14 protein-coding genes are annotated in these 14,540 nt (G+C 67.2%); 9 read left to right on the top strand and 5 right to left on the bottom strand.

The annotated features are described in order from the left end of the window. The first annotated feature begins 5 nt into the window (after positions 1 to 5). The 9 genes from fliI (at position 6) to tmk (ending at position 9,192) form a co-directional block, all read left to right on the top strand. Complete coding sequence (gene fliI, locus RZN05_RS01730; protein WP_317224904.1) at positions 6 to 1,361, top strand: flagellar protein export ATPase FliI; 1,356 nt, start codon at positions 6 to 8, stop codon at positions 1,359 to 1,361. Next, the gene (locus tag RZN05_RS01725; protein ID WP_317224903.1) at positions 1,358 to 1,786 is read left to right on the top strand and encodes a hypothetical protein; all 429 of its coding nucleotides are present in this window, start codon (positions 1,358 to 1,360) and stop codon (positions 1,784 to 1,786) included. The genes fliI and RZN05_RS01725 overlap by 4 nt, the downstream gene beginning before the upstream one ends. Then, positions 1,783 to 2,841, top strand: coding sequence for a peptidoglycan-binding protein (locus RZN05_RS01720; protein ID WP_317224902.1), 1,059 nt, complete (start codon positions 1,783 to 1,785; stop codon positions 2,839 to 2,841). The genes RZN05_RS01725 and RZN05_RS01720 overlap by 4 nt, the downstream gene beginning before the upstream one ends. Before the next feature lie 231 nt (positions 2,842 to 3,072). Then, positions 3,073 to 4,080: a sigma factor-like helix-turn-helix DNA-binding protein gene (locus RZN05_RS01715; protein WP_317224901.1), complete on the top strand. Its 1,008-nt coding sequence runs from the start codon at positions 3,073 to 3,075 to the stop codon at positions 4,078 to 4,080. Positions 4,081 to 4,158: 78 nt separating this feature from the next. Then, the gene (locus RZN05_RS01710; protein WP_317224900.1) at positions 4,159 to 4,671 is read left to right on the top strand and encodes a hypothetical protein; all 513 of its coding nucleotides are present in this window, start codon (positions 4,159 to 4,161) and stop codon (positions 4,669 to 4,671) included. 81 nt (positions 4,672 to 4,752) lie between these two features. Then, complete coding sequence (locus RZN05_RS01705) at positions 4,753 to 5,412, top strand: hypothetical protein (RefSeq protein ID WP_317224899.1); 660 nt, start codon at positions 4,753 to 4,755, stop codon at positions 5,410 to 5,412. 308 nt (positions 5,413 to 5,720) lie between these two features. Next, positions 5,721 to 6,854 carry a helix-turn-helix domain-containing protein gene (locus tag RZN05_RS01700; protein WP_317224898.1) on the top strand — a complete coding sequence of 378 codons (1,134 nt, stop codon included), beginning with the start codon at positions 5,721 to 5,723 and terminating at the stop codon, positions 6,852 to 6,854. Positions 6,855 to 6,934: 80 nt separating this feature from the next. Beyond that, positions 6,935 to 8,521 carry a putative bifunctional diguanylate cyclase/phosphodiesterase gene (locus tag RZN05_RS01695; protein WP_317224897.1) on the top strand — a complete coding sequence of 529 codons (1,587 nt, stop codon included), beginning with the start codon at positions 6,935 to 6,937 and terminating at the stop codon, positions 8,519 to 8,521. A 29-nt stretch (positions 8,522 to 8,550) separates the two neighbouring features. Beyond that, positions 8,551 to 9,192 (top strand): dTMP kinase, encoded by a 642-nt coding sequence (gene tmk / locus RZN05_RS01690; RefSeq protein ID WP_317224896.1) that lies wholly within the window; start codon positions 8,551 to 8,553, stop codon positions 9,190 to 9,192. 30 nt (positions 9,193 to 9,222) lie between these two features. Here the strand turns inward: tmk and RZN05_RS01685 are convergent, their stop codons facing one another. From RZN05_RS01685 to RZN05_RS01665, 5 genes are read right to left on the bottom strand one after another with little or no spacing between them, the layout of a single operon-like run. After that, positions 9,223 to 9,846, bottom strand: a complete 624-nt coding sequence (locus tag RZN05_RS01685; protein ID WP_317224895.1) for a DUF4198 domain-containing protein — start codon at positions 9,844 to 9,846, stop codon at positions 9,223 to 9,225. After that, positions 9,843 to 10,139 (bottom strand): DUF3325 domain-containing protein, encoded by a 297-nt coding sequence (locus RZN05_RS01680; RefSeq protein WP_317224894.1) that lies wholly within the window; start codon positions 10,137 to 10,139, stop codon positions 9,843 to 9,845. Before RZN05_RS01680 ends, RZN05_RS01685 begins: the two co-directional genes overlap by 4 nt. Further along, complete coding sequence (locus tag RZN05_RS01675; RefSeq protein ID WP_317224893.1) at positions 10,136 to 11,719, bottom strand: PepSY-associated TM helix domain-containing protein; 1,584 nt, start codon at positions 11,717 to 11,719, stop codon at positions 10,136 to 10,138. Before RZN05_RS01675 ends, RZN05_RS01680 begins: the two co-directional genes overlap by 4 nt. Beyond that, on the bottom strand, positions 11,716 to 12,030 hold the full coding sequence (locus RZN05_RS01670) for a hypothetical protein (protein ID WP_317224892.1): 315 nt from the start codon (positions 12,028 to 12,030) through the stop codon (positions 11,716 to 11,718). The genes RZN05_RS01675 and RZN05_RS01670 overlap by 4 nt, the downstream gene beginning before the upstream one ends. Next, positions 12,027 to 14,315, bottom strand: coding sequence for a TonB-dependent siderophore receptor (locus RZN05_RS01665; RefSeq protein WP_394804768.1), 2,289 nt, complete (start codon positions 14,313 to 14,315; stop codon positions 12,027 to 12,029). Before RZN05_RS01665 ends, RZN05_RS01670 begins: the two co-directional genes overlap by 4 nt. Positions 14,316 to 14,540 lie beyond the last annotated feature (225 nt).

Genomic DNA, 14,540 nt, shown 5'->3' with positions numbered 1-14,540 from the left:
CCGCCATGCAGACTCTTGCCAGCGCCGCCCGCGCGATCCGCACGATGGTGCCCGATCGCCGCTTCGGCAGCGTCGTCGCGGTTCGCGGCGCGCTGATCGAAGTGGAGGGGCTGGCCGGCGTCGCGCAAATCGGCAGCCGCGTCGAGATCCAGGGCGCCAACGGCAAGGTCGAGGCCGAAGTGACCGCACTCGACCGGGACGTCGCATTGTGCCTGCCCTTCACCGACCCGGTTGGCGTCGGCCTTGGCTCGCGCGCCGAGCTCGCCGCAGGCCAGTTCAGCATTCGTCCCTCGCAAGCATGGCTCGGCCGGATGATCGATGGTCTCGGCCGCCCGGTCGACGGCCAAGGTCCGCTGCCCAACGGCGCCGATCCGCAGCCGATCAAGGCCGCGCCGCCCGCGGCTTCCAACCGCGCGCGCGTCGGCCACCGCATCGAGACCGGCGTCCGCACGCTCGACATGTTCGTGCCGCTCTGCATCGGCCAGCGCCTCGGGCTGTTCGCCGGCTCGGGCGTCGGCAAGTCGGTCCTCCTCTCGATGCTCGCGCGCTGGACCCAGTGCGACGTCGCGGTGATCGGCCTGATCGGCGAACGCGGCCGCGAGGTTCAGGAATTCATCGAGGACGATCTCGGCCCCGAAGGCATGGCCCGCTCGGTCGTCGTCGTCGCCACGTCCGACGAGCCCGCACTGATGCGCCGCCAGGCTGCCTGGACTACGCTCGCCGTCGCCGAGCATTTCCGCGACCAGGGCCTCAACGTGCTGTGCCTGATGGACTCGGTCACCCGCTTCGCGATGGCGCAGCGCGAGATCGGCCTCGCCTCGGGCGAGCCGCCGGCGACTAAGGGCTACACCCCCACCGTCTTCGCCGAGCTGCCTCGCCTGCTCGAGCGCGCAGGCCCCGGCGCACCTGGCAAGGGCATGATCACTGGGCTGTTCACGGTCCTCGTCGACGGCGACGACCATAACGAGCCCGTCGCCGACGCGGTGCGCGGCATCCTCGACGGCCACGTCGTGATGCGCCGCGCGATCGCCGAGCGCGGCCGTTATCCGGCGATCGACGTCCTCAAATCGGTCTCGCGTACCCTGCCCCATTGCATGGACGACCAGCAGAACACCACGCGCCTCGCCGCGCGGAAGCTGCTGTCGACCTATGCCGACATGGAGGAAATGGTCCGCCTCGGCGCGTACAAGGCCGGATCGTCTGAAGAAGTCGACGCCGCGGTCGCGCTCGCGCCGCAGATCGAAAAACTCATCAACCAGGGCAAGCACGACCCGGGCAATGCCGATATCGACTTCGCTGCGCTGGCAGAGATCGTCGGCACCGCCGCGCCGCTCGAAGAACCGCTCGGGATCGCCGCATGACGCCGTTCGATACCGCGCTCCGCGTCCAGCGCCGCGAAGTCGACGCCGTCAAGGTGTCGATCAGCGTCGAGGTCGAGCGCATCACCACGCTCGAGACCCAGACGCGCACGCATGATGCGCGGATGCTCCAGGAGCGCGCGCTCGCCTATGCCCTGCCCTTCGCGCACGATGCGTGGACCGCGCGGATGAAGGCGGAGCGCGCCCGGCTCGACGAAGCCGCCTATCTCGCCCAGGCCCGGCTCGGACGCCTGCGCGCCCAGGCGGTCGAGGCCTATGGCACTATGCGCGCGATCGAAGGCGCCGCCGAACGCTATGAGGACGAAGCCGAGCGCACGCTCGCGCTCGCCGAACAGGGCGCGATCGACGACATCGCCGCGGCGCGCTTCCTGCGCGCCCGCGCCGCCACGCGGAACCGCGCGGCATGATCAACCCCACCCAGCTCGCCGCGCTCTCCCCGCAGAAGCGCGCGCAGGTCATCTATGCTGAGGCGCAGTCGCAGCTCTCGACCCGGCTGTGGCGCGCCGCGCTTGGCGATGGCGACAGCAAGGATAACAGCGCCTCGCCCTTCGGCGGTAACAACATGAACATGGATTCACTGCTCGGCCTGCTCGGCGGCCGCGACGGCATTTCGGGCCTGTCGCAAGCCGGCTGCGCCTGCCACTGCGCGTGTAGCTGCCACCAGCCCGCTGCTGCCAGCTTCGGCGGCGAAGCGAAAGCCAAGAGCATCGGCACCACCGGCGCGGGCGCGATCGATCCCGAGGATGTCCGCGGCCCTACGCCGGCCTATGCCCGGATCGGCGGCATCGGCATCGGCACCGCCACCCCCGACAGCGGCGACCTCAAGCTCGGCGCCAATGCGCGCTATGCCTCGACCTTCGCCGCCGCCGAGGCGCGCACCGGCATTCCCGCCTCCGCGCTCGCTGCGATCGTCGATGCCGAGGCCGCCAAGACCGGCGACGGCAGCTGGAACACCCATTCGCGCAATCCGCGCTCGAGCGCCGCCGGCCTCGGCCAGTTCCTCAGCGGGACGTGGCAGGATCTGGCGCAGACCGAAGGCACCTGGCTCAACGCGCACGCCGCCGAGCGCGGCTGGCTAGACGGCCGCGGCCGCGTCAACACCGGCAACCGCGCCGAACTGCTCGCGCTGCGTTACGATCCCAAAGCGTCGATCCTGGGCGTCGCCGATCTCGCCAAGGGCAATCTCGACCGGCTGGAGAAAGCAGGGGTGCGCGTGCGCACCGATAGCGAGACGCTCGCCAAGGCCGCCTATCTCGGCCACCATCTCGGCCTCGGCGACGCCAAGAAGTTCCTCAGCGGCGGGATCGAGGCGGGCCGCGCCCGCATGCTGCTCTCCGCCCAGATCGGCGCCTCGGCCGCCGAGCAGCGCATCGCCAGCGCGGGCAACGCCACCCAGGCGCATCGCCAGTGGCTCACCGGCTTCATCGATCGCAGAATTCGCCCCGAAGCCTTCGCTTCGTAAATTCTGTCCTATAAGTAATTTACGGGAGCGCGCCCCGGCCACCGGTTGGTAAATACGCGTTAAACCATTGAAACACAGGGTTTTGAGCGGTTTCTTGGCGCCCTCCGGGGCATTCCGACTGCGTATTTATACATATAGGACTGGTTCCCATCCGTTAAAGGATTGGCGGGCATTACCACCCTTGTCGAACGGGCAGCCTCACGGCGGCCTTCACGAAACAGGGGATTACCAATGTCGAAGACCACGATCGCTCTCGAAGCCGCTGTCGCCACCGTCATCGAGAACACGCCCAAGGATGCGCCGCAGACCAACCGCCAGCGCGTCTATGTCGATCGTGCCTTCGCCCAGATCCTCAAGCTGATCGCCCCGCGCATCCGCCACTTCATCCGCCAGTACGGTCTGGTCGCCCATTGGGACGACGCCGAGCAGTGCTGCGCCATCGCCGTGCACCGCGCGATCGAAGCCTATGACCCCGCCAAGGCGCAGTTCACCACCTTCGTGAACTGGCAGATCCGCGGCGAGCTCCAGAGCCTCCGCTTCCGCCTGATGACCGACCAGCGCCCCTCGGCGAAAAAGGTCGAGGCGACCACCGTGTCGCTCAACGCCCTGGCCACCGGTGCCGACGGCGAGGAAATGTCGCCCGAGACGCTGATCGAGGACGAGGACGCCCTGGCCCGCACCGAAGCCGCCGCTTCGGACTATCTCGCCGACGGCGCGATCACTTCGCTCGTCGACGCCTATGTCGATCAGCTCCGCAAAGTCGGGATCGAGGCGCTCCGCCGTCGCCCCCGTCCGAAGCGCGAGGAAGCCGCGCTGCGCCGCGAAGGCCCGCGTCTCCGCACCGCCACCTACGGCATCGATCCCGCCGAGCTCGAGAAGCTCGAAGCCAAGCTCGATCGTGACCGCGAGATCGTCGTCCGCCGCGTGTTCCAGGCCTCGACCCTCGACGATCTGTCGCTCGAGACCGGCGTCACCAAGGAGCGCGTCCGTCAGATCACCAAGCGCGCCGCCAAGGCGATTGCCGAGATCGCCGCCGCCGACCCGCGCTTCGCCGTGATGGCCGAGCATGAGCGTCCTGCGCCCAAGCGCCGCCAGCCGGCCGCCGCCACGCTGCTCCCCGACGCCGACCTGCCGCACAACCGTCTCTCGAGCGTCCGCGCCATTGCGCCGGCTGAGCTGGAAGTCGTCCTCGCCGCTCCGGTCGAGAACCTCGCCGCCGCCGGCGTGGTGCTCCACTAATTCCGCGCAGACATAGTGCAGACACGCGCACTTCTCCGCATTCTTCCTATAAAGCGGGAAGATAGCTGGAGAGAGCCGATGATCGGCGAGTTGGATGTGAACGAAGCGGGTCAGGGCTGGGCAATGATGCCCCGCCCCAACCGGCACCTGACCGCGCTGGCGCAGGAAGTGGCGCGCTGCGCCGCCGCCTTGCTCCCCCCGCAGGCGGGCCTGTTCATGGGGCTCGAGGCAAATCCCGAGGGCACGATCCGGATGCTGTGGTGGCGCGCGCGCGATTTCAGCCTCGTCGCCCAGATCAGCGCCGCCGCTGATGCCTTCTGCCCCTTGGACACGCCCGAAGGCGCGCTACAGGAAGCCGCCGCCGAGCTGCTCGATTACCTTGCCGGGCGCTGGCCCAGTCCGCCAATGGGCTATGGCGTGATCACCGACGGCGTCGGCGTGGCCTTCGCCCCCGATCACCCCGCCCCCTCGGCCACCGGATGGCTGCTCCGCCAGGCGACCGGCGACACCGCGCTCCTCGCGATCGTCCCGCTAGATCCCGCCGGCCCCTGCACGCTGCTCGCCCAGCGCCCCGAGCGCGCGCTGCACTAAGCCCGGCGCGTAACGCTGCCGGACTTCGCCGGAGTCATTGCCTTCCCCTCGTGAGCGTGCTTGCACAGGCCGATGGGGTTCATGCAATTCATCAAGTCGCTCGACGATCTGCTCTATGAGATCATGTCGTGGATGGTCTTTTATCCGCTGACGCTGTGGCGGGTGCTGCGCCACCCGTGGTTGATGATGGACTATGCCGCCAGCCAGCTCAAAGAGCCCGCCGGCCGCCAATATTCGGACGCGCTGAGCCCGCCGCTGTTCCTACTCCTCACGCTGCTGCTGTCGCATGCGATCGAACTTACCTATGTCGGCCAGAGTAGCCTGGTCGCCAGCCACAGGGGCCTGGCCAGCCTGATCACCGACGACACCAGCCTGCTCCTGTTGCGGCTGGTGGTCTTCAGCATCTTCCCGCTGATCATGGCGGTTCTACTGGTCCGAAGGCTCGGACGGAAGCTGACCCGGGATGCGCTTCAGGGCCCCTTCTACAGTCAATGTTACCTAACGGGTCCGTTCGCGCTATTGCTTGGCGTGGGCGGGATCCTGTTCCAGCTCCTCGCCGGTCACGCCAGGCTTGCGGGCGCCGCCTGCATGGTAGGCGCGCTGCTCTGGTTCGGCGGCTTGCAAGTGCATTGGTTCGCTCGCGAACTGAAGGTATCGCTGCTGCGGGCATTCCTAATAGCCACCATGGGAATGATAGCATGCCTCGTGGCGATCGGCCTCATTGCGCCTTTGATCGTGTAGATGAGCGACGTCCGACGGAGTTCGTCGCGGTGTTCGACTAAGCGATCGGCCCCCACTCCCGAGAACCGCTTGCACTGCTTGGCTGATCCAGCGGGTGGCCGAATGATGTCCGCATGGTCTTCGAAACATGACGGACACACACGCCCTTAGGGCGGGTCGGTCGATACGCTCTGAAACCCTGCATTGCGACACATACATCCAATAATGAACCCTGCATTCCATTAAGAATCGCCGCGTTAACCTTGCATTATTCATATTTCGCTTCAGAATGACTCGCTAAGCGGCGCGAGCCCGCGGGGGATTCTGAGATGTCGATGGCACGGGGCAACAAGCAACGCGACGGCGCGCGTCCGATCGCCGGCGATCTGCCGGTCGATCTCTATCGCTGCTTCGTCTTTCCCAATCGCATGCGCGAGCAACGCCGCGCCGCCGGGCACGCCAAGCTGCTGCGCCTCGCCGCGCTACTCCCTGAAATTCCCTACATTCGCCTTTCCAAGATCGATCGCGGCGAAGTCGTGCCCCGGCCCGACGAACTACGCCGCATCGCCGCCGTGCTCGGCATCGCCCCGGCCGAGCTGCTGCTCGATATCGACGCGCCGGGCTTCGACATCGCGCGCTGGGCGGAACCCTTTGTCGACGGCGATCCGGTCGACCTCGACGAGGAGCGCTTCGCAGTGCTGCTCGCCGCCGCGGTGCGCGCGCGGCGCGCCGGCGACCCCGCGCTCACCATCGCCGCGATCGAGCGCGATTATGGGATACCCCCAGTTGCCCTCTCGCGCATCGAGAACGCGCAGAAGATTTTCGAGCGCTGGAATGCCGCGACGCACCTTGCCTTGTGCCAGCTCCTCCACGTTCCCAATGTCGACGAGCTGCGCCATCATGTCGTCGCGCTGCACGCCGAGGGCACGCTCGACGGTGCGCTTGCCGGCATTCCGGGCTCGGCCGTGCGCCACGAACGGACCCGCGCCCGGATCGCCGAAATCGCCGCCGCGCTTCAGCCCGCCTTCGCGGAGCCCGCCTTCGCGGAGCCCGCCGCCGCTCCCATGCCGGCGCCCCTCCCGGTGGCCGGCGCCGCCTCGGTCCGGCTCGTCCCGGTGCTCGGCGCCCCGCTCCCGGACGGCCTCATCGCCGACACCCCCACGCCCGAAAAGGCCGAGGCGCCGCATGCCGCAGGCCCGCGCGCCTTCGGACTCAGGGTCTGCCGCGCGACGCTGGGCGGCGGGCTGCCGGGCCAAACGGTGGTCATCGTCGATCCCGATCGGTTTCCCTCCGCCGGCGGCCTCGCGGCGCTGCGCGAGGAGGCGGGCTGGCGGCTGCTCTCGGTCGGATCGGACCGCGACGGCCGGATGATTGGTTATTCGTGCAACCCCGAGCGCGAGATCCCGCTCGACGATTGCGATCCCGCCCGCCTTGCGGCGCTGGTCGGTGCGATCTTTCCGTAGCGTAATTTTCCGCGCCGGCGCGCCTAAGTCCCTCGCAACCTTCTATAAAGGTTAAGGCACTTCGCCAGGGAGTTGGGGCAATGAAGGGCCGGCTGCGTCGGTTGTTCGTCAGCTATCGGGATTACATCCTCATCGTCGCGCCCGCGGCGATGGCGCTGATGCTGGGCGTCATCTTCGATCTCGGCGAGCGCTTCCACGCATTCAGCACCGCGCACGAGTCTTGGCAGCTCGACGAATTGCTTTCCGCCTTCTTCCTGACGAGCATGTTCTACATGGTGCTGCTCGTCGTGCGCACCCGCGGGCTACGTCAGGAGCTGCGCCGCCGCCGCCGCGCCGAGCGCGAAGCCACGCTGCTCGCACGCCATGATTCGCTCACCGGGCTGTTCAACCGCCGCACGCTGATCGGCCATATCGCCGCGCGCGCCGCTTCGGCACAGCCGGATACCGAGCTGAACGTGTTCCTGCTCGATCTCGATCGCTTCAAGCCCGTCAACGACACCTATGGCCATGAAGGCGGCGACCAGGTGCTCGTCACCATCGCCGATCGCCTGCGCGCACTGGTCGGCGGCACGGGCCTGGTCGCCCGCATGGGGGGCGACGAATTCGCCTGCGTGCTCGAATATCCGATCGACTCGCCGGCACCGGCCGCGATCGCCGAGGCGCTGCTCGCCGCGGTCGCCAAGCCGATCCAGCTCCGCGGTGGGCTCGCCGAAGTCAGTGCCTCGATCGGCCTGCTGCGCTGCGCGCCCGACGCCGCCAGCCCCGAGGAGATGCTCTACAAGGCCGATTTCGCGATGTACCGCGCCAAGCGCTCGGGTCGCTCGACCTGGTGCCTCTTCGCCGCCGAAATGGGGGCCGAGATGCGCGAGCGCGCGCAGCTCGAGCTCGACATGCACGCCGGCATCCATCGCGGCGAGTTCGTCCCCTATTTCCAGCCGATCGTCGCGCTCGCCTCGGGCGACGTGATCGGGTTCGAGGCGCTGGCGCGCTGGCGCCACCCGACGCGCGGGCTGATCGCCCCCGACATGTTCATCCCGATCGCCGAGGATGCCGGGATGATCCAGGATCTCGGCTTTGCCGTCCTGCGCCGTGCATGCATGGAGGCGCGGATCTGGCCGCCGCACATGACGCTGTCGGTCAATCTGTCGCCGCTCCAGCTCAACGACAGCTGGCTGCCTCAGCGCATCCTCCAGGTGCTCTGCGCCACCGGCTTCCCCGCCGGCCGGCTCGTCGTGGAGATCACCGAGAACCGGCTGGTCCAGGACATCGAGACGGCGCGTGCAATCCTGCTCTCGCTCAAGAGCGCGGGCATCCAGATCGCGCTCGACGATTTCGGCACGGGCTATGCAAGCCTCAAGCATCTGCGCGAACTGCAGTTCAACCGCATCAAGATCGATCGCGGCTTCGTCCAGAACATGCGCGCCGAGGACAACGGCCAGATCGTCCGCGCGATCCTCAACCTCAGCGAGGGCCTCGGCCTGCCGGTCACCGCCGAGGGCGTGGAGTCGGGCGAGAGCGCCGAACTGCTCGCCGCGCTCGGCTGCGAATATGGCCAGGGCTATCTCTACAGCCGTGCCGTGGAGCCAGCGGAAGCCCTCGCCATCGCACGCGAAGGCCAGTTCGAACGCCAAGCCGCCCTGCCCGCGGTTCGCCAGGCACTGCCTTAACATCGCCCGCCGCCATGCTAAGGCAAGGCATGGACAAGGCATCCTTCTATGCCGTCGAGGGCGTCGACGGCTGCGGCAAATCGGGAATGGTGCGCCACATCGTCGCGCATCTCGAAGCGGGCGGCCGCGCGGCGATCGCAACGCGCGAGCCCGGCGGCACCCCGCAGGGCGAGCAGCTCCGCGCGTTGCTGCTCTCCGGGAACGACGATGCCTGGGACCAGCAGTCCGAGCTGCTGATGATGACCGCAGCGCGCGTCGAGCATGTCCGCCGCGTCATCCTGCCCAGCCTGTCGCGCGGCGTCTCGGTGGTGTCGGATCGCTATGTCGGATCGACCATCGCCTATCAGGGCGCCGGCCGCGGCATGGCCGAGAACTATATCCGCCTGCTCCACCGCGAGGCGGTCGGCGATGTCTGGCCCGATCTGGTGGTCGTCCTCGATCTCGATCCCGAGATCGGCCTCGCGCGCAGCAAGCGCCGCCTCAGCGACGGTGCGATCGACGAAGGCCGCTTCGAGACACTCGACCTGGCCTTCCACCACCGCATTCGCCAGTCGTTCCTCGACCAGGCGGCGCGTGATCCCGACCGCCACGTCGTGATCGACGCGCGCGGCACACCCGAGGAAGTCCACGCGCGCACCCTGGAAGCGATCGACGGGTGGCACACCAACTAAGCTCCCCTCCCTGAAAGGGAGGGGAGGGATTCAGTTAACGAACGTCAGCGTAGTAATCCGGTGCACCGCATCGACCGCACCGCCCGGCAGCGTCGCCTTGGCCTCGTCCTTCACCGTCGCCGCGAGTATATACCGGCCCTTCTCTCGCGCGGGCACCTCGATCGCGCCATCGGCGTCGGCGGTCAGCGTCTTCGACCATTTGTCCGGCGTCACCACTACGACCTTGGCGCCCGCGACCGGCTTGCCCTCGCGGATCACCGTGAAGCGGCTCCCCTCGGCCGCGGCGGGCACGATCTCGAACGGCAGCTTGGCGCTGGTGTCGCTGCGGCCGGCGCGGGCATAATAGACCACGCCTTCCTTCTTGCCCTCGGCATTCCAGGGCGCGAAGACATTGTCGTCCCAGACGCGGACGTCGCCCGCCGGCGCGCTCGTCTCGATATATCCCGCTTTCCGGACAAGCGCGGCATTGCCCGAGAGCAGCTTGGGTGCCTTGAGGTTCTTGAACTCGGGATCGCCGCCTTCGGGCAGCACGTCGCCCGGCTCGCCCAGATAGATGCGCACCGCGCCGTTGCCGTCACGCTCGACCCACACTTCGTGCGCCTGCGCGGTGCCGGCCATGCCGAGCATCAGGGCCGCCAAGATCAGTCGCTTCATTGCTTCCTCCACGCTTTGTCGATGCGCCCTGCCGGCGCCAGATTGAGTATCAGGAACACGATGCCGGCACCGAGCATCAGCATGCCGGCCCACAAAATCGGGCCGAACACGCCGCCGCTCGCCATCAGCGCTGGCGGGAACGCTGCCACGATCAGCACCCATGCGGCAATCCGCAAACGCTTCTTCGTCGCAATATCAGGCCGCTTGCCCAGCCGCCTTTGGTGATGCTCGTCGGTGGCAAGCCCGAACAGGGCAAACGCCGCGATTGCAAAGACTAAGGTGACGAAACTCATTCCGCAGGCTCCAGCATCGCCCCGGCCACCATCTTCCGCCGCGGGTTGCGCACCGCAGGCTTGTACCGCCCGACCCGCATCGCGATCGCCCCGAACCCGATACCGAACACCAGGATCGTCACGTCGATCCCCGCCATCAGCCAGTCCCCGCGGGGCAGGGTCGCGAACACGCCCTGCCGCGTCGCGATCAGGTTGTAGAACGGGATCGCCGCGAGCAGCACCCCCGTCGTCCCGAGCAGGATCGTCCAGGCGATCTGCGGCCGCCGCACGAGCGTCAGCACCAGCGACGCCAGCCAGGCGAGGAACAGCACATGGACTTCCCACTCCGCCCGGCCTTGCATCGCCACCGGCAGCAGCCGGTTGGCCCACAGCATCGCCGCGATTCCCAGCGGGAAGCCCGCGATCGTCGCGACGTTGAGCCGCTCGACGATGCGGAAGCCGAAATGGGGACGGCTCGGATCGGGCAGCTTCTCGCGGCGCTTGACCGTCCACAGCACCAGCCCGCTCGCCACCATCACGCTCCCCGCGACGCCGCACAGGAAATAGATCCAGCGCAGCCCGTCGCCCGAAAAGCGCCCGGCGTGCAGCCCGATCATCGCCCCCGCGGTCACCGACGCGCCGCCCGGCGCAGGCGACTGCCACACCAATTTGCCGGTCGCGCCTTCATAGGTGATGCTCGGCGTGCGCGACGACAGCATCGAGCCGGGACTCCGGCTGATCGTCACGCGCGCATTCGCGTCGCCGGGAAAGGCCACGTCGACATAGCCCGCCGGCGCGCCGAGCCGGCGCTCGGCATCCCGGACGATCGTCGACAGCGGCACCATCGGCACGCGCTTCTCCGAGCGTTCGACCTTTGGTGCCTGCGGGAACAGTGTCTCGAACATCTTCGAATCGTCGCTATAATTGGCAACCGTCGCCCAAGGCATCAGCATCGCCATCAACGTGACCAGCCCGGTATAGGTGATCATCAGGTGGAAGGGCAGCCCGAGCACCGCGGTGGCATTGTGCCCGTCGAGCCAACTGCGTTGCCCCTTGGCGCGGCGCAAGGTGAAGAAATCCTTGAAAATCTTCTTGTGCGTCACGATCCCGCTGAGGATCGCGACCAGCATCATCATCGCCGCGAAACCGACCAGCCAGCGCGCCCAGAATACCGGCATGTAATAAAGGTCGAAGTGGAAGCGATAGAAGAACTCGCCGCCGCGCGTCGCGCGCGCGGTGGCGGGCTCGCCATCGGCGCCGATCAGCGCCTGGTTGTTGCGACGCCCGCGCCGCCGCGGCGGCTCGCCCTTCTTGGGCTCGGGTTGCCAGAACAGCTGCGTACCGGGGCTCGTGACGCTGGGCATCGGGATGAACCACGACTTCGCGTCCGGCGCCTTCTTCTCGAGGAAGCGCTGCGCCCCGTCGAGCACCTGCATCGGCGCCTCGACCTTGGCGAGCTCGGGCCGCATCCAGCGATTGAGCCCCTCGCGATAGAAAGCGATCGTCCCGGCGACGAACACCGCGAACAGCAGCCAGCCAAGCAGCATCCCCGACCAGGTGTGCAGGAAGGCCTGCGACTGGCGAAATCCCTTGTTGTTCATAGCCGCCCCGTCGCCTGGATCGATGCCCAAGCGATCGCCCCCGCGACTGCGCCGAGCAGCACGAGCGTCCACACCGCCCGCCAGCCGCTGCGCGCCGCGAAGGCCCACATCGCCGCGCCCGCGCAAATCACGAACGCGACGAGAGTCGCGATGATCGTCGCCTCGGAGCGCTCGCCCGGTATCCCCCGCGCGAGCGCCATCGCCCACAGGCTGCCGACGGCATATCCCAGCGGGATCGCCGCGAGCACGCGCAGCACCATGTCGCCGCGCTTGGCCCAGGGATTGAAGGAAAGGCTCCCCGCCTTGCTCATTCGAAGGTGAACCGGATCGTGCCGAACACGCTGCGCGGCTGGCCGTAATAGTTGCCGCGGCCGGTCGCCGAAATGCGGGCATAGTAATTGCGGTCGAGCACGTTGTTGGCGTTGACCGACAGCGCAATCCGGTCGTTGATCTTGTAGCCGGCGCGCAGATCGACCACGGCATAGGCGCCCTGGCGCACGATCGTCGAGATCACCCGCTGGTTGTTGACCGGATTGATGTAGGACGGGTTGCCGCCATAGGTCGCGTCGAACCAGGTGACCCCGCCGCCCAGGCTGAACCCGCGCAGCGCGCCGTCTACGGGCGCATAGTTGGTGAACAGCTTTACCATATGCTCGGGGATGATCGGGGTGAGCGGAATGCCCTCGAACGCGGTGTTGGCGTCTTCGAGATACTTGGTCTTGGTGTAGCTGTAGCCGCCGTTGACTCGCCAGCCCGGCACGATCTCGCCGCCGATCTCCGCCTCGATCCCGCGCGCGCGCACCTTGCCGACCTGGAGATAGACAGTGGCATCGTCGGGGTCGTTGAACAGGCGGTTGGTCTGCTCGATCTGATAGGCGGCGAGCGAGACCAGCAGCTTGTCGTTCATCAACGACAATTTGGTGCCACCCTCGAATTGCGCGCCGATCAGCGGCAGCACGTCCGACCCGTCGGGCTTGCGGCGGCCGGCGGGTGCTGCCTGCGGCGAGAAGCTGTCGGCATAGCTGGCGTAGAAATTGAGGTTGTCGGTCGCGTCCCACACCACGCCCACATAAGGCGTGAAGCGTCCGTCGATCTGCTGCGAGGTGCGGTTGCCGCGCGTCGGCAGCAGCACCTGGTTGTTGCTCTCCCACCAGGTCAGCCGGCCGCCGCCAGTGATCGTCAGCCCCGCGAACGGCGACAGGCGAAGCTGGCCGTACAGGCCATATTGCTCGACCACGGTCTTGGTGCCGCCATAGACCTGCGCGACGCAGGTTGCCGTCGGCGTGGTCACGCCCGCGCAGTTCGCGCCCGACCCTTGAACCGCATAGAGCGGCGACGGGCCATAGGGGTTTAGCGTCGGCTCGATCGGCGAGACCGGATCGAACACGTTGATCCGCGCATAGTTGGACAGGCGGGTATAATAGCTGTCGTAGTCCTGCGCCTGGTAATCGGCACCCAGGATCAGCGTCTGGTCGCGGCCGAACAGCGGGAAGCTGCCGATGCCGTTGAAGTCGAACGCCGTGGTCTTGGCGAAGCTGTCGCCGCGATAGGCGATATGGTTGGTCACGCCATTATTGGGCGCGCCAGTGGCCGGCGGGTTCGTCGGCGTGGTGACCGCCTGGCTGCCGATATAGCTATAGACGTCGATGCGCTCGACATCGCTGTGGAGGCCGCTGAAACGCAGCGTCCACCGGTCGCTGACTCGATGCGTCAGGTCGCCGAACACCGTCCAGGTGTTCGAGCGGAAGCGATTCCAGTCCGCGCCGAGATAGGTCGAGCGATCGATGTCGAGCAGCCGCCCCTCGCCCCCGGTGGTCGTACCGGCATGGCCCGGCAGGCCCGACTGGATCGCCGGCTGGTAGCGATCGTAATTGCCGCCGACGGTCAGCGTCGTCGCATGATCGATCTCGGCCGAGACCGTGCCGAACGCGGCCAGGCGGAAACGGTGCCCGACGTCGAAGAACTGGTCCTGGTCCTGCGCCATCACGCCGGCGCGGGCGGCAATGCCGTTGCCGAGCGGCGCGGACACGTCGAGTTCGCCGCGGAAATTGTTCCAGCTGCCCGCACCGGCGCTCGCCTGCACCTTGAAGCTGTCGAGCGGGCGCTTGCGCACCAGATTGATGCTGCCCGCCGGATTGCCCGATCCGCTGAACAGCCCCGCCGGGCCGCGCAGCACTTCCAATCGCTCGTAGAAGAACAGGTCGGGCACGACCGAGGGGAAGTTGAACGCCAGGGTCGAGACGCCATCGACCAGGTAATTGTTGATCGCGAAGCCGCGCGACATGAACGAGGGATCCTCGCTGCCAACCCCTGTCACGGTGATGCCGTTGGCGGCGGTCAGCGCATCCTCGAGCGACAACAGGTTCTGCGCCTCGATCTGCTCGCGGTCGATCACGGTGATGGTGTTGGGCACGTCCTTGAGTGGCGTCACCGTCTTGCCGACTTCCTGGCCATAGGTCTTGCCGATGACGATAATCTCATCGTCACGCTGCGGCGGCGCGGCGAGGTCGGCAGGTTTCCGGTCCTCGGCATAAGCGGGCGAAACCACCGCAACCGTGGCAACACTGGCAAGCAACACACTGACGATCCGCAACACTTCGACCCCTTTGTTTTTTCGATTCGCCAGAGCCAATAGGATTAAAGCTTTTGCGAGTCACTATCATTAACAACAGTGGCAGGTGCTATTTGTGCATTTGCGAAGGGGGAACAGATGCCCCTTGGCGTTGGACAGACGCCACCGTGCCAGCACCCCGTCACCCTGGGCGAAGTGCCGGGGTGAAGATGGAACTGCGTTTCAGCCGGGTTGACAGCGCTTCCATTG

It is taken from the genome of Sphingomonas sp. HF-S4 (genome assembly GCF_032911445.1).
In the GTDB taxonomy this organism is placed as follows: Bacteria; Pseudomonadota; Alphaproteobacteria; order Sphingomonadales; family Sphingomonadaceae; genus Sphingomonas; species Sphingomonas agrestis.
This window is presented reverse-complemented; position numbering and strand designations above follow the sequence as displayed.